Here is an 18,883-nt window from a genome sequence, read left to right as displayed (position 1 = left end):
ATAGTTATGTATAATAACTATTGCAAAGTTATACAAAATTCGACAAACACATTAAGGTAAATAACGAAAACGTTTGCTTTAATTATAGTGAACTTATACGTAATCCTATTTTTGACACGTGTTACTGATTCGATCAGGCATGAGTGGAGAAAAGTTGGGAATGTAAGCTAAAGAAAGGGACATACTACCCTTTGTATAGCTATCGTTCTATCTTTTTTTTCCTCATGCCTTTTTGGCGTTTGTCGAAAAGTATCAATATAGATAAGAGAGGAAGGGTTTCCATGTTTAAGAAGATCTTTGGTGTTCTTCAAAAAGTCGGAAAAGCGCTTATGCTTCCAGTAGCGATTTTACCGGCAGCAGGTATTTTACTTGGATTTGGTAATGCATTTCAAAATCCACAATTAACAAATGTTATCCCTGCTTTAAAAGCAGATTGGTTCGTAATGGTTGCAAAAATTATGGAACAATCTGGCGATATTATTTTCGCTAACCTTGCGCTATTATTCGCAGTTGGGGTAGCGATCGGTTTAGCTGGTGGAGACGGAGTAGCTGGTTTAGCAGCGTTCGTCGGATACTTAATTATGAACAAAACGATGAGTGTGTTCTTAGAAGTAGATAAACTAGTGAAAGTAACAAGCACTGGAACAGACCCAGTAAAAATTGGATTTTCAGATCCAGCATATGCAAACGTATTAGGAATTCCAACGCTGCAAACAGGAGTGTTTGGTGGTATTATCGTCGGGATAGTAGCGGCATATTGTTATAATAAATACTTCAACATTGAATTACCATCATACTTAGGTTTCTTTGCAGGTAAGCGTTTCGTACCAATCGCAACTGCAACATTCTCTTTAGTGGTGGGTATTATCATGTGCTTCATTTGGCCATACATTCAGGGTGGCTTAAATACGTTCTCACATCAAATGATTGATGCAAATAGAACGATAGCAGCATTTATATTCGGTTTAATCGAACGTTCATTAATTCCATTTGGATTACATCATATTTTCTATTCACCGTTCTGGTTCGAATTCGGTCAGTATACAAATGCAGCTGGCGAATTAATCCGTGGTGACCAAAAAATCTTTATGGCACAGTTAAAAGACGGCGTAGAATTAACAGCAGGTACATTTACAACTGGTAAGTATCCGTTCATGATGTTCGGTCTTCCAGCAGCAGCTTTAGCAATGTACCATGAAGCACGTCCAGAAAATAAAAAATTAGCAGCTGGTATTTTAGGATCTGCTGCATTAACATCTTTCTTAACAGGTATTACAGAACCGCTTGAATTTTCATTCTTATTCGTAGCACCAGTATTATTCGGAATTCATGCAGTATTCGCTGGTCTATCATTTATGACAATGCAAATTTTAGGTGTTAAAATTGGTATGACATTCTCTGGTGGTTTAATTGACTTCATATTATTCGGTGTACTACCAGGTCGTACGGCATGGTGGTGGGTAATTATTGTTGGTCTTGTACTAGCAGTTATTTACTACTTCGGATTCCGTTTCGCAATCCGTAAATGGAACTTAAAAACACCTGGTCGTGAAGTAGCGAATGCTAATGAAGGCGCAGGGAAAACAGAAGCAGGAGAACTTCCACGTGAAGTATTAGTAGCACTTGGTGGTAAAGAAAATATTGCTTCGTTAGATGCTTGTATTACTCGTTTACGCGTTCAAGTTAACGAACAAAAAAATGTAAATAAAGACCGCTTAAAAGAGCTTGGAGCAGCCGGTGTACTTGAAGTTGGAAATAACATTCAAGCTATTTTCGGACCGAAATCTGACACATTAAAATCACAAATTCATGATATTATGTCAGGTCGTACACCTCTTGTTGAAAAAGAAGCGCCTGTAAAAGTGGAAGAAGCTCCTCAACAGGTTGATGAAAATGAAACAATCGTTTCACCAATTGAAGGAAAAATCTTACCGATTACAGAAGTACCTGACCAAGTATTCTCAGGGAAAATGATGGGAGATGGATTTGCGATTGAGCCAACAGAAGGAACAGTAGTTTCTCCGGTTAATGGTGAGATTGTAAATGTATTCCCTACAAAACATGCGATTGGTATTCAGTCTGAAGGCGGAAAAGAAATTTTAATCCACTTCGGTATTGATACTGTAAAATTAAATGGTGAAGGCTTTGAAGCGCTTGTAGCACAAGGTGATAAAGTGAAGCAAGGACAACCATTATTAAAAGTAGATCTTGCATTTGTAAAAGAAAATGCACCATCTATTATTACACCAATCGTCTTTACGAATTTACAACAAGGACAACAAGTCGAATTGAAAAAAGATGGAAATGTTAAGAAGGGCGAAAACGCTATTATTGACATTCAGTAGGAATTTGACGCAAAATGTTTATAATTATAATAGGCGATGTGGTTGACCGAACATCGCCTATTATATACAATAGATGATGTAGTACTCACGTCTATACAACTAAAAAAATACTGTATTTGAAGGAGATAAATTATCATGGAAAAAATCTTTAAAGTAACTAGCGACTCAGGAATTCATGCTCGTCCAGCAACTCTACTTGTAAACACTGCAAGCAAATTTGGTTCTGACATTAACTTAGAGTATAACGGAAAAAACGTTAACTTAAAATCAATCATGGGTGTTATGTCTTTAGGAATTCAACAAGGCGCGGAAATTAAGGTCACTGCAAATGGTGATGATGCAGCTCAAGCACTAGCAGCTATCGAAGAAACTATGAAAAACGAAGGATTAGGAGAATAATGACTCTTAACATTCAAGGGATCGCTGCATCAAGTGGGATTGCTATTGCAAAGGCTTTCAGACTTGAGAATCCTGAATTTAACATTGAAAAGAAATCAATTACAGACGAAGCTGCTGAAATTGCACGCTTAGACGCTGCGCTTGAGAAAGCAAAATCTGAACTAGAAGCTATTAAGGACCATGCTTTTGCTGAGCTAGGTGCTGATAAAGCTGCTATCTTTGAAGCACATTTATTAGTATTAAATGATCCAGAATTAGTGAATCCAGTAAAAGATAAAGTAAATGGCGAAAAAGTAAATGCTGAATTTGCAATGGATGAAGTTGCATCAATGTTTATTTCTATGTTTGAAAACATGGATAACGAATATATGAAAGAACGTGCTGCGGATATTCGCGACGTAACAAAACGTGTTCTTGCACATTTACTAGGAATTAACTTCTCAAACCCTGGTACAATTTCTGAAGAAGTAATCATCATTGCTGAAGATTTAACACCATCTGATACAGCTCAGTTAAACCGTAAGTATGCAAAAGGTTTCACAACTGATATCGGTGGACGTACATCTCACTCTGCAATTATGGCTCGTTCTATGGAAATTCCAGCTGTTGTTGGTACGAAAGTTGTTATGGAGAAAATCCAAAACGGCGATATCGTAATCATTGACGGTTTAGATGGAGAAGTAATTGTAAACCCATCTGAAGAAACTCTTCGTTCTTTTGAAGAAAAGAAAGCGAAATTTGAAGAGCAAAAAGTCGTATGGGCAAAATTAAAAGACCAAGCAACTGTAACAAGTGATGGACATCACGTTGAGCTTGTTGCTAATATCGGAACACCAAATGATGTACAAGGTATTATCGATAATGGCGGAGAAGGCGTTGGTTTATACCGTACAGAATTCTTATACATGGGCCGTGACAATCTTCCAACAGAAGAAGAGCAGTTCGAAGCGTATAAAGCAGTTCTTGAAGGTGTAAAAGAAGATCAACCAGTCGTTGTTCGTACACTTGACATCGGTGGAGATAAAGAGCTTCCATACTTACATTTACCAAAAGAAATGAACCCATTCTTAGGATACCGTGCAATTCGCTTATGTCTTGATGAGCAAGATGTGTTCCGTACACAACTTCGTGCATTACTTCGTGCTAGCGTATACGGTAACTTGAAAATTATGTTCCCAATGATTGCAACTCTTGATGAGTTCCGTCAAGCGAAAGCAATCTTATTAGAAGAGAAAGAAAGACTTGTTCAAGCGGGTACAACTGTTTCTGATTCTATTGAAGTTGGTATGATGGTTGAAATTCCAGCTTCAGCGGTATTAGCAGATCAGTTCGCAAAAGAAGTTGATTTCTTCTCTATCGGAACAAATGACTTAATCCAATACACAATGGCTGCAGACCGTATGAACGAACGTGTAGCTTACTTATACCAACCATATAACCCATCTATTTTACGTCTTGTAAAAATGGTTATCGATGCTGCTCATAAAGAAGGCAAATGGGCTGGTATGTGTGGTGAGATGGCGGGAGATTCACTTGCTATCCCATTATTATTAGGCTTAGGTTTAGATGAGTTCAGTATGAGTGCAACATCTATTCTTCCTGCAAGAACACAACTAAGCAAGTTGTCAAAAGCAGAAATGGAAACATTAGCAGAAAAAGCATTAACAATGTCAACTGCTGAAGAAGTTGTTGAATTAGTTAAAAGCATATAATAGTAAAAAAACCTGAGTCGATTCGAAATCGATCTCAGGTTTTTTCTATAAGAAAAGTAAATCTTATTTTGTTACTATAGAGGATAAAGAACAGAATTAGATAGCGACTGCGATAATATCAGTCGGGCATACACGTAAAATGCCAGTAAAAGTATTTTGATTTTGATTGTTCTTATCGTCTTTATTATTATTATTATCTTTGTCGTTATTATTACGAGCTAAAGCAGAGAAAAGAGCAACACCGTTACAGAATCCTTCAAAAATTACATTGCGGAATGATTGATGGCCTCTAATGCTTAAAAGAGAAATTTCTGTTCCAACTGAAATAGTAGCAAGTACGTTACATACAGCAGGTCGGTGTGGTCTAACTTCTTCTCTCTCTTTCTCGCGATGGTCGCGATGGTCACACTCTCTTTCACGATGATGACATTCTCTAAAGTTATCACAGCATCCAAATGATCCAAACATAATCCTCATCACCCCCTTCACACTTATAATCTATGTAAGTTCGGCAGTCGGTGACTGGACAGATAATGGAAATTTTTCTAGGGGATTTTCTCATTTTAAATGACTAGATGGGTATTTAGTATGGAATGATGTTTAAAATAGGGGAAATGTCACAAAAAAATGTAAAGACCACCGAAATGAATGAAATAGGTAGCCTTTACACTTTTTTACTTTTATATAAAACGATGATATATACAGGAAGAGCTAAGAGTAGTGGTGCAATGGATCGTGCAGTATGTTTTTCTGCTTCTAATTGTAACGCTTCTTCTTTAGGGAATTGTAACACTGATATGTTTGCAGCATCGCCAATAAAATATAGCAGTAGTACAGTTACTATGTAACTTAAAAGTGCGATAAAGCTTCCGTATGAACTCAATGAAAATCCCTCTCTTGTTATCTATTTGTTATCATTGTATCACAATTGTAACAAAAATACACGGTTATATTCCGATACTTTAACAAATTTCGACACAAAACGTCATATTTGTTTATGGGGATAGCATGAAAATTACGATTTTTCTATGTATAGGTGTCGCATAATACATTGTAATATTACGGATGTGTGACAGAATATAAAAAAACGAAGGTAATGAAATTACCTTCGTTTTTTTATTATTTTGCCCATTCACTCACTTGTTCTACGCTCATGCGCGGTGCAGGGTGACCTTTTAAAGTTGATTCACCAATTGTAATAAGCATAATTGGTACGTAACGAGATGAAACATTGAATTCTTCCATTAATGCTTGTGGGTTGAAGCCACCAATAGCGCAAGTATCCCAGCCAGTTGCTTTAGCAGCAAGCATAAGTTGCATTGCTGCTAAAGCAGCATTTGAAAAGGCAGCATCTCGTGGGTATTGCTCCCGAGTATATGCAGATTCAATGTTTTTAGCTAAGCGCTCTTTTGCTTCTTCATTCATAAATCCTTGTTCTACAATTGGACCGTAAACAGGTTCAACATTTTTGTAAGCTTCTAAATCACCTAAAATAGCGACTACGGCAGAAGCATCAAGAATTTGTTGTTGGTTATAGGCAATTGGGTGTAATCGTTTTTGTACATCTTTGCCTTGGAAAACAAGGAATTTCCAGTGTTGCAAGTTCCAAGCAGAAGGTGCTTGCGCAGCTGCTTTTAAAATTTCATGTAACTCTGTAGATGAAATTTCTTTTTCAGGGTTGAATGCACGTGTAGATGTGCGTTCATATAAAACGTTAAAAAAGTCATTGTTTGTCATTATATATCCTCCAAATTACATATCAACTTAATATAAAATAAATGTAATATACTCTACTTACATTTTGTAAGTTATTGAATTTAAGAATATAATACCTTTATTTTAATTGTCAAGTTTTAAATAGTAAGGCAGGGCATTCATACAAACGATACAATTCATATAATCATACACTAAAAAAGGAATTTCCAGAGCAGATAAGCGAAGATAACATTCTCAATTAGCTTGTTAATATGAGTTCCTCATAATTCTTTATAAAATGATTGTGAGGAATTCAGTAGAACAAGATATATGAAGTGAGTGAAGACTAGTGATGAACATACTACATTTTTTATTAGAGAATACTGTTTTCCAAAATGTATTACAAGATCTTCAGTTGAATGTCCTTTATATAGAAGATGGATGTACACATCAACAAACGATAGAAAACGTCCATCCAAAATGTATGTTTATAGCAAATAGTTTTGAAGAAGGAGAAATATTGTTTCATAGAACTAGACCACATATTGTAATTATGTATGTAACAGATTTTGCTCAAATAAAATATATAAAGAATATATATGATTCACGGAGTACATTCATTATCATTTGGGATCAACAGATAAACAATGAGTTTGCAGATTTACTACTGTTAGGAATACGTAATATTGTTATAGCACCAGTAACTCCACAAGTGGTACTAGAGGAAGTGAATAAGAGTTTATATCAACTTACTTTAGTGCGGCAAGTAGGTTTACAACAAGAATTGCTTCAAACGATGTTTGATTTTCAAAATGATTTATTATTTATAGTAGAAGATGATGAGATTGTTGATTGTAATACGAATTTTTTACAATTCTTCGGACATGATAATTTATTTACGTATCGTGAACAACATTTAGTGTTTGCAGAACATCTTATTAGAGAGAACGGATATTATTCGACGACTCACGATATAACATGGCTGGATGATACTTTATCAAATGGAAGAAGAATTAAAATGTACAATTATGAAGGAGAAGCATTTACTTTTCTATTACGTGCGACACCATTACCAGAAGACTTATCACGATTTATAGTAAAATGCACAGAGATTACAGAATTAGATGAAATCTATCAAGAGCAAGAAAGATTGGCTATGATAGATTCATTGACAGAAATATATAATCGCTTGAAATTCCAACAAATATTGGAGACAGAGTGGGAGAATGTATTACGTAATGATGAAAAAGTTGCACTTATTTTGTTTGATATAGATAATTTTAAATCAGTAAATGACACATATGGTCATGATTTTGGCGATTTAGCATTAGTACAACTTGCAGATCTTATGAAATCTAAAGTTGAAGATCAACATGTATTTGCAAGATGGGGAGGAGAGGAATTTATAATATTAGTGACAAATACGGTAGAAAAAGAAGCGTTTCAAGTTGCGGAATCATTGCGATTTTTCATTGAAACAAAGCATTTCTCTGGAATTTCGAAATTAACAGCGAGTTTTGGAGTTGCGTTATATGAGCAAGGGATTACAAGAGAAGAGTTAATGCAAAGAGCGGATATTGCGTTATATGAAGCGAAAAAAAATGGAAAAAATCAAGTATGTATATATAGAAAAGAAAAAATGTGATTTTTCGCAACAAATTGTTGCGATTTTTTTTTATTACTTGATAATAGAATATGGGGGACCATTTTAACCGAGAAGCTCCCACTTCAAGTAAGCTCGCAAGAGAGACTAAGTGGTGGGTAGTTCACATGAAGTAATTACGGAGGAACAATATGATAAAAAAAATAATGGTTATGGCTTCACTGTCTGCTGTAGTTTGCGGCGGAGTATACTATTTTCTCTATAGTCCCGATTCAAAGGAACAAGCAGTATTAACAACAAAGGTAACTCCTGCTATTGAGTCAGAGGTACAGGATAATATAGAAGAAGTACAAAAAATTGATTATGCTAGTATATCTCAAAAGTTAGATCAGTATTTAGTAGGAAAGCAATTTAATGGGACAGTTTTGGTGACAGATAAAGAGCATGTTATATTGAATAAAGGATATGGATATGCTGATGTTCAAAATAAAATAGAAAATACGCCTCAAACAAAATATCGTATCGGTTCTATTACGAAAACAGTTGTTGCTACATCCATTCTACAGTTACAAGAACAAGGGAAGTTAAATATCCAAGATAATGTAAATAAATACATTCCTTCATTTCCAGCAGATAAACACATCACGTTATATCACTTATTAACGCATACATCTGGTTTACCGGAAAATGGGAAAGGGAAGGTTAATGTAGCTTCACGTATAAATTTAGTAACTTGGATTGGAAGTCAAAAATTAGAGTTTCCACCAGGAACAGGTTGGAAGTATACGGATTATAATTATATGGTGCTCGCTTATATTATAGAAAATATAACGAAAAAGCCTTTAGGAGACTATGTAAAAGAAAATATATTTACAAAGGCCGAGATGCATGAATCAGGTATGGGAAATATGGTGCCTGGAGATAAAAACTTCACGAAGGGTTATGTGAAGAAAGACCAAGATCTTGTACCAGCACAAAAATTAGGAATGGACTGGTTATATGGATCGGGTGAGATGTATACGACAGTAGGGGATATGAAAAAATTAGATGAAGCGATTATAAATGGGAAGCTTCTTTCTGAACAAAGTATACAAGCGATGTTTACACCTTCACAAGAAAGAAAATATGCATTTAGCTTTTACATATATCCAGATTATTTCCATAACCATGGTGTACTATCTGGTTGGAACACTTTCAATAATTTTAATAAAGAAAAAGGAACTTTTGTTATTTTATTTTCAAATGTGAAAAATAGTATGGATGATGATTTTAATAAAGAGTTCCGAAAGATGGTAAATGATTTATTAGAACAAAGGGGATGAGAAGATGGAGAATAAAAATTTATCAATAGGTTTCATCGGTATTGGTGTAATGGGAAAAAGTATGGTACATCATTTAATGCAAGGCGGTCATAAAGTATATGTATATAATAGAACGAAAGCGAAGGCAGCTTCTTTAGTGCAAGAGGGTGCGACTTGGTGTGATACACCGAAAGCGTTAGTAAAGCAAGTTGATGTTGTTATGACGATGGTTGGTTATCCTCATGATGTAGAAGAAGTGTACTTTGGGGTAGATGGAATTTTAGAACATGCAAATGAAGGTACGATAGCAATTGACTTTACAACATCTACACCAACATTGGCAAAACGTATTAATGAAGTTGCGAAAAGCAAGAATATATATACATTAGATGCACCAGTATCTGGCGGGGACATTGGGGCTAAAGAAGCAAGACTAGCAATTATGGTCGGTGGAGAGAACAGAATATATGATATTTGCTTACCTCTATTTGAAAAACTAGGAACAAATATTCAGTTGCAAGGCCCTGCTGGGAGTGGACAACATACAAAAATGTGCAATCAAATAGCAATTGCTTCTAACATGATAGGAGTATGTGAAGCGGTAGCATATGCGAAAAAGGCTGGACTTAATGCAGATAAAGTATTAGAGAGTATTTCGACAGGAGCAGCAGGTAGCTGGTCATTAAGTAATTTAGCTCCTCGAATGTTAAAAGGAGATTTTGAACCTGGCTTTTATGTAAAGCATTTTATGAAAGATATGAAGATTGCTTTAGATGAAGCTGAAAAATTACAATTACCAGTACCGGGTTTAACCCTAGCGAAGGAATTGTATGAAGAGCTAATCGCAGATGGAAAAGAGAATAGCGGAACACAAGTATTATACAAAAAGTATATAAGGGGGTAAATGGAATGGATCTCCAAAAGTTTGACGAGATGATTGATGCTGTGCAGCGAGCAACTTGTGTACAGATTAATGATAAGCAAAAAGAAGCTTTTAAACAAAAATACGATTTTGGACCAGATTTTGAATATGGAAGAGATGAGAAAGGGCATTATGTTATCCGAAGCTCGAAAAAGATGTTAGAGGAAATGGAGTTTTATTTGGCATTGAAATATGATCGAGATGGAATTGTCCTTTATATGCATGCTGAGATTGAAGGGACATGTCATGTATCCGTTAGCTACAGTGAAGATGCACTTCATTTGCAAGAATTGTTTCAATTTCTAGAAGAAAATAAATAAAAAGTCCTCATTTGAGGACTTTTTATTTATTTAGGCAGGCATAATATTTAAGCTGGATAATTTATAGGCTGGAAGCTCGGCGGCATCGTTCAATTGGGAATGGAATAACTTGTGCAATGTGATTAGGACCAAACTGTTTCGCACGAGCATGGCGTACTATATAAAATGCGCACAGGATAGAAATAGGAATAGCGCCGTACAAACCGAAAAATAAAGCGCTTACACAAGATGCGACAAAACCTAAAACACCAACTTCTAATTCTTCCATAATAGCTCCTAAAATAACAGGAATAGCTCCGCATGAAACCCCTAGTATAAGTGCGATAAGTAAACTCATGATTATCCCCCTCTGCTTGCAATATTCTTTTCCTTCTTATTAGTTGTAGTATATCATACGCAAAACAGAATTTTCAGAAAAAATTCAAAAAAAGTTCAATAAATGTTCAAAAAGTGTTCCGAAATATACTTGATAAAATGGAAGTGTGATTTGAGATATTTGATTTGAATAAACGAAAGGGACAAATTATTTTAGTAAATAAAAAATCAGGCTTACTTCAATGTTATGAAATAAGCCTGTTCCATAGGAGGATGTATATATGTAGAGTGAATAAAAGATTGGAAAAGGGGTTCCAATCTTTTATTCAACTAGCTACCTTAATAAATTGGAATCCAACCTTCTGTTGTAACAAAAATACGAATAGCTACAACTTGGCGATCATCTTGTAAGGTAAAATAATGTCTTGCATTTTCAGGTACAGATATAAGATCACCAGGCTCAAGTTCAACGTCAAAGAATCGATCATCTTTTCCTTCAATAGCGAAGATGCCATGACCGCTGACAATAAAGCGAACTTCATCGTCAGTATGATGGTGTTCTTTTTGGAAATTAATTAATAATTCGTCAAGGTTAGGTGTGCCATTTGAAAGTGAAATTACATCATGAGCTTTATAACCTCGGCGCGCTGAAACATCGGCGATTTCTTTTGAAAACACAGCTAATATTTCAGCCTTGTTTTCATCTGCTAACGAATAATTTTCATTTAAATGAGTAGGAAGCTTAGAGATGTTCCATTTCTCATATAAAACGCCTTCCTCTTGTAGAAATTTAGATACTTCCACTTCATTTTCGATACGAGTATTTACTTCATGAATACGAATTTGCGCCATTAGAAACGCCTCCTTGAATTGATAATAGTTTTATATGAAATTGGAATAAAAACTCATAAGCTTCTAATCTTTTCTTTGCATCAAAGCTATCTCGGCCCCATACGGTAATACCATGGTTACGGATTAATACTGCTCCCGAATCTCCTTGTATATGCTTTCGGAAGTTTTCTCCAAGCGTTGGGATATGGGCATCATTTTCGATAATAGGAATGTTAATCGTTGCACCTTCTTCCCAAATATCGAGAGCTTTAATAATTTCTTGATTTTGAAGGGTGACTGCATCACTATATAAATTTGTGATGACATTATTATCAGTTGTATGAACATGAAGTACACACCCGGCATTCGTAATGTTATAAATATGTGTATGCAATATTGTTTCTGCTGAAGGGCGTAATTCAGTCTCTAATGCGGGAACCCCTAGATGATCTACTAATAGAAAATCATCTGGAGTAGTTTTTGTTTTATCTTTACCACTTGCTGTAATAAGAAAAGTAAGTGGATCATGACTGACTTTTATAGAAATATTTCCACTCGTTGCTGGAAACCAATTCCGAGTTGTTAATTCTTTTTTTATTTCACTTAAGTCATACCATTGACGAAAAAGTTGTTTCATGATTTCACCTCCAACAAATGTTGTAATTCGACTTGAATATCGTGAAATGTGTTAAAGGATGTATAAGCAATATGATTTTCTTCACATTTTGTAATAAGGAAGTCACGGGCGAATACTTTATCTGCTTGTTTTGCTGCTTGTAAGTCAGTAATGGAATCTCCTATCACAATATGAAAATCATCTTTAGAGCTTAGTTTACGAATTAATGATGATTTACAGAGACCGCAACTATGCTGACATTGCTCGTCACAAGGGTGCGGCCATTTAACTTCAACAAATTCTCCTGAAAAGTCAGTTGCATTACAGTAAATTTGCTCTTTTGGAATGATTCCTTGTAAGAGTGGATAGACGAAGAAATCCATTCCACCTGATATAACATAAAAAGAAATGTTATTTTCATTAATAAATTGTATGAATTCATGAAAACCTGTACGGATTTCAGCAGTTTCTTGTAAATACTGAATAATATCATCGTGTAGATTAATAGGTATTAATCGGAATAATTGAGAAACACCTTCTTGAATAGAAAGTTCTTGAGATAAAATTTTTTGCTTTATTTCCTCTGCTTCTGGTGGTGCGAACTTTTCCATAATGGACATAATGTTATCATTATTCGTAATCGTGCCATCGAAATCACAAAACACTTGAATACTCATAATTTCACCTCATGTGAGGGATTTCCCCATATTTGTAATGCGCTATGTAAATTCACTTCATCTACCTCATGGAGTGGTTTATTTTGTAAAGTAGCATCAATTGCAGTACGGAAAGCTTTACCACCGCCCTGCGCCCCATTCGGATGTCCGTGTATCCCACCGCCAGCATTAATAACAACACCTTTGCCAAAATCTCGTAGAATAAAGGGAACGAAACCAGGGTGAATACCAGCAGATGGAACAGCAAAACTTTTCTTGAAAAATGCATCGTCTTCAGTTAAATGTTTTGAAATGTTGAGAGCTTCTTCTTTTTCTAACGCAACACTTCCGTATGGAGATGGGAATAATGAAAAGTCAGCCCCAGCATAGCGAAGTAGCTTTCCAAGTAATAATGGAGACGAGATTCCATATAACTTCGATGCGGAATAAGCACCACTTACAGCAGGGTGTGCCATAATGGGAACTGGGATTTCATCATCTTCTGCAAGTGATTGTAGTACATCTAGTCCGTAAGCAAATACGTTAAATAATAGAATATCAGCCCCAGCTTGCACTGCGCGTTTCGCATTTTCTTTTAAATCAAAAGTTCGTCCTGTTAAATTTACGGCATATAACGTTTTATGTCCGTATGTTTCATATACTGATTGTAAAACTTCTTTTCCAGATACAATGCGTTTCGTAAGTGGTGTTAATGTATTCTCAAATAATATTTCATCATCTTTTACTATATCTACACCACCACTTGCTTGATCGCGTAATTGCGTTTTCAAATACCCAATATTTCGTCCAATCATGCCTTTAAAAATACTCATTAAAAGGGGGCGATCATGCACTTGTAAAAGATTTCGAATACCATCTATCCCGAATTTTGGACCAGGGAAATACTGTTTTAAGTCGTCTGAAAATGTTAAGTCAATTAATTTCACTTCGCCATCAAGTGATAGCTTTCCGAATGTAGTTGTTAAAATCGCTGGTAAATCTGGACTGAAGTTTAATAACGGATATTCGATTTTAATAATCCCGCGCTTTACTTTTTTACGTAAATACAAATTGGTATGTTCTTGTTCAGCTAATTCCTCAACATGGATGACGTTACCTTTATGCTGTTTTAGTTGCTCTTGCAATAAGTGTGGCAAATGAGTCCAAGAGCCAATTGTTAAACCGAGTGCAATTTGCTCGGCCCTTTTTTCTAAGTTATGTGAATCATCATGGATTAAATACGTCGCTATAATTCCGCTCATTGTTATACCCTCCTAGTTAAATAAAAAAACCTCTCAGCTAAGGAGAGGTTTTTTTACAACCAGCTCCTTATCTGTCAGCGTAATGCTGCGAGAATTAGCACCGTGTCTACAATTATGTAGATCGGTTGCCGGGCTTCGTCGGGCTCGTCCCTCCACCTGCTCTTGATAAGAAGTATTTAGAAATGTTTAAATTTTTAAGATAACTGAATTTTGTCAGATATTTTTCATGTTGTCAATGACTTTTTGAAAATTTTTAATTTATCAATTCGATTAATTGCTTCACGTAATCGTTCTTCTGTATGTAAGAGGCCAACACGGACATAGCCTTCACCGTGCTCACCAAATCCAACGCCAGGAGYAACTGCAACGTGTGCTTTTTCTAGTAAAATATTAGAAAATTGCTCAGATGTATAGCCTTCAGGTACAGGGAGCCAAGCAAAGAATGATCCTTTTGGAATATCAACATTCCAACCGATTGCATGACAAGCTTCTATAAGAGCATTTCTGCGAGATTCATAACTATTAACAAGTTCTACTACACAGGATTGCGAACTTAATAGCGCTTCGCGTGCTGCGTCTTGAACTGCACCGAAAATACTAACATACATATGATCTTGCAATAAGTTAATTGTTTCGATGACACTTTCATTCCCTACTGCAAAAGCAATACGCCATCCAGCCATATTGAAAGTTTTTGATAATGTATAAATTTCAATTCCTGCATCTTTGGCGCCATCTGCTTGCAAGAAACTAACAGGCTTTTGACCATCAAATCCGATAGCACCGTAAGCAAAATCATGAACAACTAATATATTATGTTTATTAGCAAAATGAATTGTTGCATCAAAGAAATCTTTTGATGCTGTAGCACCGGTAGGATTATTAGGATAGTTTAAAAACATTAACTTTGCTTTCTTGGCAATAGAGTCATCAATTTTTGTATAATCTGGTAAAAAATTATTTTCTGCAATAAGCGGCATTGTTTCAAAGTGCGCTTTTGCTAAAGCAACTCCGGATAAATAATCTGGATAACCTGGATCTGGAACGAGAATGGTATCGCCAGGGTTTGTAAAACAAAGTGGTAATTCTACTAATCCAGCTTTTCCGCCAAACAAAATAGCAACTTCAGTTTTTGGATTTAATTCTACGCCGTATTCACTTTTATAGAATGTTGCCACGGCTTCTTTTAAGCTTTCATGTCCGCGAAATGGCGGATATTTATGATGAATGGTCTTTTCGGCAGCATCTTGTAAAGCTTTTACGATATGCTGCGGTGTTGGTTGATCTGGATTACCTTGTCCTAGATTAATAACATCGTGACCAGCTGCAACGACTTTGTTAACTTTTGCAACAAGTGAAGCGAAAAATTGTGTTGGCAATGATGTTACTATCTCAGAAGGTTGAAATAATTTCATACTTTCCACCTCTTTTGAAAGTTGTTACAATTCTAGTGACAAATGATATAATCTTTCCAGTATTTTGTAAAGAAAAAATTAAGAATGGGGATGACAAAATGAAAGTCGCATGTATTCAAATGGATATTGCTTTTGGAGATGTAGAAAAAAATATTGAGAGCGCTAAAAATAAAATAAGCGAAGCGATGAAGGAGAAACCAGACGTTGTCGTCTTACCAGAACTATGGACAACGGGATATGATTTAACAAGGCTTTCTGAGATTGCAGATAGGGATGGATTGAAAACGCAAGAAATGTTGAAAGAATGGTCGAAACAATATGGTGTACATATTGTTGGTGGTTCCGTAGCAAAGCAAACAGAGCAAGGTGTTACAAATACGATGTATGTTGTAAGCCGCGAAGGGCAGCAAGTAAATGAATATAGTAAAGTGCATTTATTTCAGCTTATGGATGAACATAAATATTTAGTTGCTGGTAATGAGACAGGTGAATTTACGCTAGATGATGTAAAGTGCGCTGGAACAATTTGTTATGATATTCGTTTTCCGGAGTGGATGCGTGTTCATACAGTTAAAGGTGCAAAAGTTTTATTCGTTGTAGCAGAATGGCCATTAGTTCGTTTGGCACATTGGCGCTTGCTATTACAAGCAAGAGCAGTTGAAAATCAGTGTTACGTTGTAGCATGTAATAGGGCTGGAAAGGATCCGAATAATGAGTTTGCAGGTCATTCTTTAATTGTCGATCCGTGGGGTGAGGTTGTGGTAGAGGCAAATGAAGAGGAATCTATTTTATTTGGAGAGCTTACATTCGAGAAGATTAAAGAGGTACGTAAAGGAATCCCAGTTTTTGCAGATCGCCGTCCAGAATTATATAAATAAAATGTTGACAAGTGATTTTTATTCTTGGTATAGTCTTCATCATAAAGTTAAAAATTCAAAAAAATATGCAACTCTTATCAAGAGCAGGTGGAGGGATTTGGCCCGATGAAGCCCAGCAACCGACCGTAATACCATTGTGAAATGGGGCGTTTATGACGCCAAAAGGCACGGTGCTAATTCCAGCAGAAAGTAAACTTTCTGGCAGATAAGAGGGGAGAAGATAAACTTCAAACCTCTTTCTTTGTGGAAAGGGGTTTTTCTATTTTAGAAAAACCTCTGAATGAAAAGGAGGAGAAGACGATGGGATATTATTCATTAACTGAAACAACAGCTATACAATATGCGAAAGAACACGGTTATTTTGAAAAGAAAGCAAATGTAGTTTGTCATGAAATTGGAGATGGAAATTTAAATTACGTGTTCAAATTAGATGATGGAGAGAAGTCTATTATAATAAAACAAGCACTGCCATATGCGAAAGTAGTTGGTGAGAGCTGGCCACTGTCTATAAAAAGAGCGACGATTGAAAGTAAAGCATTACAAATTTTTGCGAAGTATGTGCCAGATTATGTTCCGGTAGTGTACAGTCATGATGAAGAGTTAGCAGTTACAGTAATAGAAGACTTATCAAGACTAACAATTACAAGAAAAGGATTAATAGATGGAGAAGGATATCCACTTTTATCCCAGCATATCGGTCGTTTTCTAGCACATGTTTTGTTTTATACTTCAGATTTCGGTTTACAGTCAGAAGAGAAAAGGGTACTAGAAGGTACATTTGTAAATCCAGACCTTAGTAAAATTACAGAAGATTTAGTTTTTACGGATCCGTTTGGACATTACGATACGAATGATTATGAGTCAGATTTACAGTCAGTGATTGATGAACTTTGGAGTGACAAAACTTTAAAGCTAAAAGTAGCACAATATAAATATAAGTTTTTAACGAGAAAAGAAGCGCTTATTCATGGTGATTTACATACTGGTAGTATTTTTTCATCACCCTCTGAAACGAAAGTGATTGATCCAGAATTTGCAACGTACGGTCCATTTGGATTTGATATCGGTCAATTTATTGCAAATCTATTATTAAATGCTTTATCTAGAGAAGAAGAAAAGAGAAGTGTACTATTTTTCCATATAGAAAAGACATGGAGTTATTTTGTAGAAAACTTTACGAAGTTATGGATTGGAGAAGGTGTAGAAGCATATACGAAAGAAAAACAATGGTTACCAATTATTTTGCAAAATATCTTTACTGATGCCGTCGGGTTTGCCGGATGTGAACTGATTCGTAGAACAATTGGCTTAGCTCATGCAGCGGATTTAGATGGGATAGCAAATAAAGAAAAAAGAATTCAAGCTAAAAAACAAGCGTTATCCTTAGGTAGAGAACTAATAAAATATGAAGCTAAGTGTGCTGATATTCAACTGTTTCGAACATTATTTCAACAGACAGTTGGAGGCGTAAAAGCATGAGTACAATTATTACTATTCCGAGATCTGTAAGTTGGAAAGGCGATACAATTGCAGTATTAAATCAAACAAAGTTGCCGCATGTCACTGAATACAAAACATTAACGAATGTTGAAGATGTATGGAAAAGTATCATTATGTTAGAAGTACGAGGAGCGCCTGCAATTGGAATTGTAGCTGCGTTTGGTTTGGCGCTTGCGGCAAAGAAATACGATGCTATAAATATCTATGAGTTTCAAAAGAAGTTTAATAGAGATTGTAACTATTTAGGAACATCACGCCCGACAGCAGTCAATTTATTTTGGGCAATCGATCGTATGAGAGAATCTATTCAAGAGATTACTACAATAAAAGAAGCTCAAAAAATATTAGAAGAAGAAGCGCTTCATATTCAGCAAGAGGATGAAATGGTGTGCCGAAGTATTGGAGAACATGCTTTAACATGTTTTAGAGACGGTGATAAAATTTTAACAATTTGTAACGCTGGAAGTATTGCAACTGCTAGATATGGAACAGCATTAGCCCCATTTTATATTGGGAAAGAGAAGGGTGTGCGTTTACATGCGTATGCGTGTGAAACGAGGCCGGTTTTACAAGGTGGTCGTTTAACGACATGGGAATTGAAACAAGCAGACATTGATGTAACGCTTATTACGGATAATACTGCAGCACATGCAATTCGAACGAAAGAAATTAATGCGATTATCGTAGGGGCAGATCGAATCGTTGAAAACGGTGATACTGCTAATAAAATAGGAACATTAAATTTAGCTATATTAGCAAAGTATTTCGGTATCCCATTTTACGTTGCAGCACCGTTATCTACATTTGATACTACGAAACAAACAGGTGCTGAAATTGTCATTGAAGAAAGAGATGAAACAGAAGTTACGAAAATTTTTGGGAAACAAGTGGCGCCACTTGGAACGCCTGTATTTAACCCTGCATTTGATGTAACACCGCATGAATTAATTACGGGGATTATTACTGAGAAAGGTATTTTACGTGGAGATTATAAGCAAGAAATTACATCATTATTTGAAAAAATAAGCTAACTGCTCAGTCGCTATATAAAAAAACGGTGGAAAAGCATGTTTTTAAATGGTCGAGAGGGACTGGCTATGTATAGGAGCGGTA

Annotated in this window: 19 protein-coding genes and 2 riboswitches; of the genes, 10 read left to right on the top strand and 9 right to left on the bottom strand. The window is 35.7% G+C overall.

Annotated features, from left to right (window positions below; translation table 11 throughout):
* Positions 1-281 precede the first annotated feature (281 nt).
* The 3 genes from ptsG (at position 282) to ptsP (ending at position 4,456) form a co-directional block, all read left to right on the top strand.
* Positions 282-2,345, top strand: coding sequence for a PTS glucose transporter subunit IIABC (ptsG, locus tag AC1DKZ_RS01995; protein WP_476995585.1), 2,064 nt, complete (start codon positions 282-284; stop codon positions 2,343-2,345).
* A 135-nt stretch (positions 2,346-2,480) separates the two neighbouring features.
* Entirely contained in the window at positions 2,481-2,744 is a 264-nt protein-coding gene (gene ptsH, locus AC1DKZ_RS01990; RefSeq protein WP_002033915.1) for a phosphocarrier protein HPr, read from the top strand.
* Positions 2,744-4,456, top strand: a complete 1,713-nt coding sequence (gene ptsP, locus AC1DKZ_RS01985; protein ID WP_002066976.1) for a phosphoenolpyruvate--protein phosphotransferase — start codon at positions 2,744-2,746, stop codon at positions 4,454-4,456. The genes ptsH and ptsP overlap by 1 nt, the downstream gene beginning before the upstream one ends.
* 96 nt (positions 4,457-4,552) lie before the next feature.
* Here ptsP and AC1DKZ_RS01980 read toward each other — a convergent pair whose 3' ends face one another.
* From AC1DKZ_RS01980 to AC1DKZ_RS01970, 3 genes are all read right to left on the bottom strand, one after another.
* Positions 4,553-4,924 carry a DUF3915 domain-containing protein gene (locus AC1DKZ_RS01980; protein WP_002088426.1) on the bottom strand — a complete coding sequence of 124 codons (372 nt, stop codon included), beginning with the start codon at positions 4,922-4,924 and terminating at the stop codon, positions 4,553-4,555.
* 196 nt (positions 4,925-5,120) lie between these two features.
* Positions 5,121-5,339: a hypothetical protein gene (locus AC1DKZ_RS01975; protein ID WP_002088422.1), complete on the bottom strand. Its 219-nt coding sequence runs from the start codon at positions 5,337-5,339 to the stop codon at positions 5,121-5,123.
* A 236-nt stretch (positions 5,340-5,575) separates the two neighbouring features.
* Complete coding sequence (locus tag AC1DKZ_RS01970; protein WP_476995584.1) at positions 5,576-6,193, bottom strand: nitroreductase family protein; 618 nt, start codon at positions 6,191-6,193, stop codon at positions 5,576-5,578.
* A 310-nt stretch (positions 6,194-6,503) separates the two neighbouring features.
* Here AC1DKZ_RS01970 and AC1DKZ_RS01965 point away from each other — a divergent pair, with 310 nt between their 5' ends.
* The 4 genes from AC1DKZ_RS01965 to AC1DKZ_RS01950 all read left to right on the top strand — a co-directional run bounded on the left by AC1DKZ_RS01965 (position 6,504) and on the right by AC1DKZ_RS01950 (position 10,297).
* The gene (locus tag AC1DKZ_RS01965) at positions 6,504-7,796 is read left to right on the top strand and encodes a GGDEF domain-containing protein (RefSeq protein ID WP_113937149.1); all 1,293 of its coding nucleotides are present in this window, start codon (positions 6,504-6,506) and stop codon (positions 7,794-7,796) included.
* A gap of 149 nt (positions 7,797-7,945) precedes the next feature.
* The gene (locus tag AC1DKZ_RS01960) at positions 7,946-9,076 is read left to right on the top strand and encodes a serine hydrolase domain-containing protein (RefSeq protein WP_219303469.1); all 1,131 of its coding nucleotides are present in this window, start codon (positions 7,946-7,948) and stop codon (positions 9,074-9,076) included.
* Positions 9,077-9,080: 4 nt separating this feature from the next.
* On the top strand, positions 9,081-9,959 hold the full coding sequence (locus AC1DKZ_RS01955; RefSeq protein WP_002138169.1) for an NAD(P)-dependent oxidoreductase: 879 nt from the start codon (positions 9,081-9,083) through the stop codon (positions 9,957-9,959).
* 5 nt (positions 9,960-9,964) lie between these two features.
* The gene (locus AC1DKZ_RS01950; RefSeq protein ID WP_002014892.1) at positions 9,965-10,297 is read left to right on the top strand and encodes a DUF3909 family protein; all 333 of its coding nucleotides are present in this window, start codon (positions 9,965-9,967) and stop codon (positions 10,295-10,297) included.
* Positions 10,298-10,358: 61 nt separating this feature from the next.
* Here AC1DKZ_RS01950 and AC1DKZ_RS01945 read toward each other — a convergent pair whose 3' ends face one another.
* The 6 genes from AC1DKZ_RS01945 to AC1DKZ_RS01920 form a co-directional block, all read right to left on the bottom strand.
* The gene (locus AC1DKZ_RS01945; protein ID WP_002165122.1) at positions 10,359-10,634 is read right to left on the bottom strand and encodes a hypothetical protein; all 276 of its coding nucleotides are present in this window, start codon (positions 10,632-10,634) and stop codon (positions 10,359-10,361) included.
* Between the two features lie 317 nt (positions 10,635-10,951).
* A complete protein-coding gene (locus AC1DKZ_RS01940; RefSeq protein ID WP_476995583.1) occupies positions 10,952-11,464 on the bottom strand; it encodes a 1,2-dihydroxy-3-keto-5-methylthiopentene dioxygenase in 513 nt (170 codons plus the stop codon).
* Entirely contained in the window at positions 11,442-12,080 is a 639-nt protein-coding gene (locus AC1DKZ_RS01935; RefSeq protein ID WP_476995582.1) for a methylthioribulose 1-phosphate dehydratase, read from the bottom strand. The genes AC1DKZ_RS01940 and AC1DKZ_RS01935 overlap by 23 nt, the downstream gene beginning before the upstream one ends.
* Positions 12,077-12,736, bottom strand: coding sequence for a 2-hydroxy-3-keto-5-methylthiopentenyl-1-phosphate phosphatase (locus AC1DKZ_RS01930; protein WP_242246988.1), 660 nt, complete (start codon positions 12,734-12,736; stop codon positions 12,077-12,079). Before AC1DKZ_RS01930 ends, AC1DKZ_RS01935 begins: the two co-directional genes overlap by 4 nt.
* Positions 12,733-13,977 carry a 2,3-diketo-5-methylthiopentyl-1-phosphate enolase gene (gene mtnW, locus AC1DKZ_RS01925; RefSeq protein ID WP_431181647.1) on the bottom strand — a complete coding sequence of 415 codons (1,245 nt, stop codon included), beginning with the start codon at positions 13,975-13,977 and terminating at the stop codon, positions 12,733-12,735. Before mtnW ends, AC1DKZ_RS01930 begins: the two co-directional genes overlap by 4 nt.
* Positions 13,978-14,041: 64 nt before the next feature.
* A riboswitch (SAM riboswitch) is annotated at positions 14,042-14,149 on the bottom strand.
* A gap of 52 nt (positions 14,150-14,201) precedes the next feature.
* A complete protein-coding gene (locus tag AC1DKZ_RS01920; protein ID WP_476995581.1) occupies positions 14,202-15,392 on the bottom strand; it encodes an aminotransferase class I/II-fold pyridoxal phosphate-dependent enzyme in 1,191 nt (396 codons plus the stop codon).
* 14 nt (positions 15,393-15,406) lie between these two features.
* Between AC1DKZ_RS01920 and AC1DKZ_RS01915 the strand changes: the two genes are divergently transcribed.
* The 3 genes from AC1DKZ_RS01915 (at position 15,407) to mtnA (ending at position 18,801) form a co-directional block, all read left to right on the top strand.
* Entirely contained in the window at positions 15,407-16,270 is an 864-nt protein-coding gene (locus tag AC1DKZ_RS01915; protein ID WP_476995718.1) for a carbon-nitrogen family hydrolase, read from the top strand.
* A gap of 71 nt (positions 16,271-16,341) precedes the next feature.
* Positions 16,342-16,482, top strand: a riboswitch (SAM riboswitch).
* Positions 16,483-16,570: 88 nt separating this feature from the next.
* Positions 16,571-17,749, top strand: a complete 1,179-nt coding sequence (mtnK, locus tag AC1DKZ_RS01910) for an S-methyl-5-thioribose kinase (protein ID WP_219303465.1) — start codon at positions 16,571-16,573, stop codon at positions 17,747-17,749.
* A complete protein-coding gene (mtnA, locus tag AC1DKZ_RS01905; RefSeq protein ID WP_219303464.1) occupies positions 17,746-18,801 on the top strand; it encodes an S-methyl-5-thioribose-1-phosphate isomerase in 1,056 nt (351 codons plus the stop codon). Before mtnK ends, mtnA begins: the two co-directional genes overlap by 4 nt.
* Positions 18,802-18,883: the final 82 nt, after the last annotated feature.

This window comes from Bacillus sp. 05T21 (genome assembly GCF_056396785.1).
This window is presented reverse-complemented; position numbering and strand designations above follow the sequence as displayed.

Excerpts from the sequence above, each read along its gene's own strand:
- ptsG (WP_476995585.1), top strand. The coding sequence starts at position 282 with ATGTTTAAGAAGATCTTTGGTGTTCTTCAAAAAGTCGGAAAAGCGCTT.
- ptsH (WP_002033915.1), top strand. The coding sequence starts at position 2,481 with ATGGAAAAAATCTTTAAAGTAACTAGCGACTCAGGAATTCATGCTCGT.
- ptsP (WP_002066976.1), top strand. The coding sequence starts at position 2,744 with ATGACTCTTAACATTCAAGGGATCGCTGCATCAAGTGGGATTGCTATT.
- AC1DKZ_RS01980 (WP_002088426.1), bottom strand. The coding sequence starts at position 4,924 with ATGTTTGGATCATTTGGATGCTGTGATAACTTTAGAGAATGTCATCAT.
- AC1DKZ_RS01970 (WP_476995584.1), bottom strand. The coding sequence starts at position 6,193 with ATGACAAACAATGACTTTTTTAACGTTTTATATGAACGCACATCTACA.
- AC1DKZ_RS01965 (WP_113937149.1), top strand. The coding sequence starts at position 6,504 with ATGAACATACTACATTTTTTATTAGAGAATACTGTTTTCCAAAATGTA.
- AC1DKZ_RS01960 (WP_219303469.1), top strand. The coding sequence starts at position 7,946 with ATGATAAAAAAAATAATGGTTATGGCTTCACTGTCTGCTGTAGTTTGC.
- AC1DKZ_RS01955 (WP_002138169.1), top strand. The coding sequence starts at position 9,081 with ATGGAGAATAAAAATTTATCAATAGGTTTCATCGGTATTGGTGTAATG.
- AC1DKZ_RS01950 (WP_002014892.1), top strand. The coding sequence starts at position 9,965 with ATGGATCTCCAAAAGTTTGACGAGATGATTGATGCTGTGCAGCGAGCA.
- AC1DKZ_RS01945 (WP_002165122.1), bottom strand. The coding sequence starts at position 10,634 with ATGAGTTTACTTATCGCACTTATACTAGGGGTTTCATGCGGAGCTATT.
- AC1DKZ_RS01940 (WP_476995583.1), bottom strand. The coding sequence starts at position 11,464 with ATGGCGCAAATTCGTATTCATGAAGTAAATACTCGTATCGAAAATGAA.
- AC1DKZ_RS01935 (WP_476995582.1), bottom strand. The coding sequence starts at position 12,080 with ATGAAACAACTTTTTCGTCAATGGTATGACTTAAGTGAAATAAAAAAA.
- AC1DKZ_RS01930 (WP_242246988.1), bottom strand. The coding sequence starts at position 12,736 with ATGAGTATTCAAGTGTTTTGTGATTTCGATGGCACGATTACGAATAAT.
- mtnW (WP_431181647.1), bottom strand. The coding sequence starts at position 13,977 with ATGAGCGGAATTATAGCGACGTATTTAATCCATGATGATTCACATAAC.
- mtnK (WP_219303465.1), top strand. The coding sequence starts at position 16,571 with ATGGGATATTATTCATTAACTGAAACAACAGCTATACAATATGCGAAA.
- mtnA (WP_219303464.1), top strand. The coding sequence starts at position 17,746 with ATGAGTACAATTATTACTATTCCGAGATCTGTAAGTTGGAAAGGCGAT.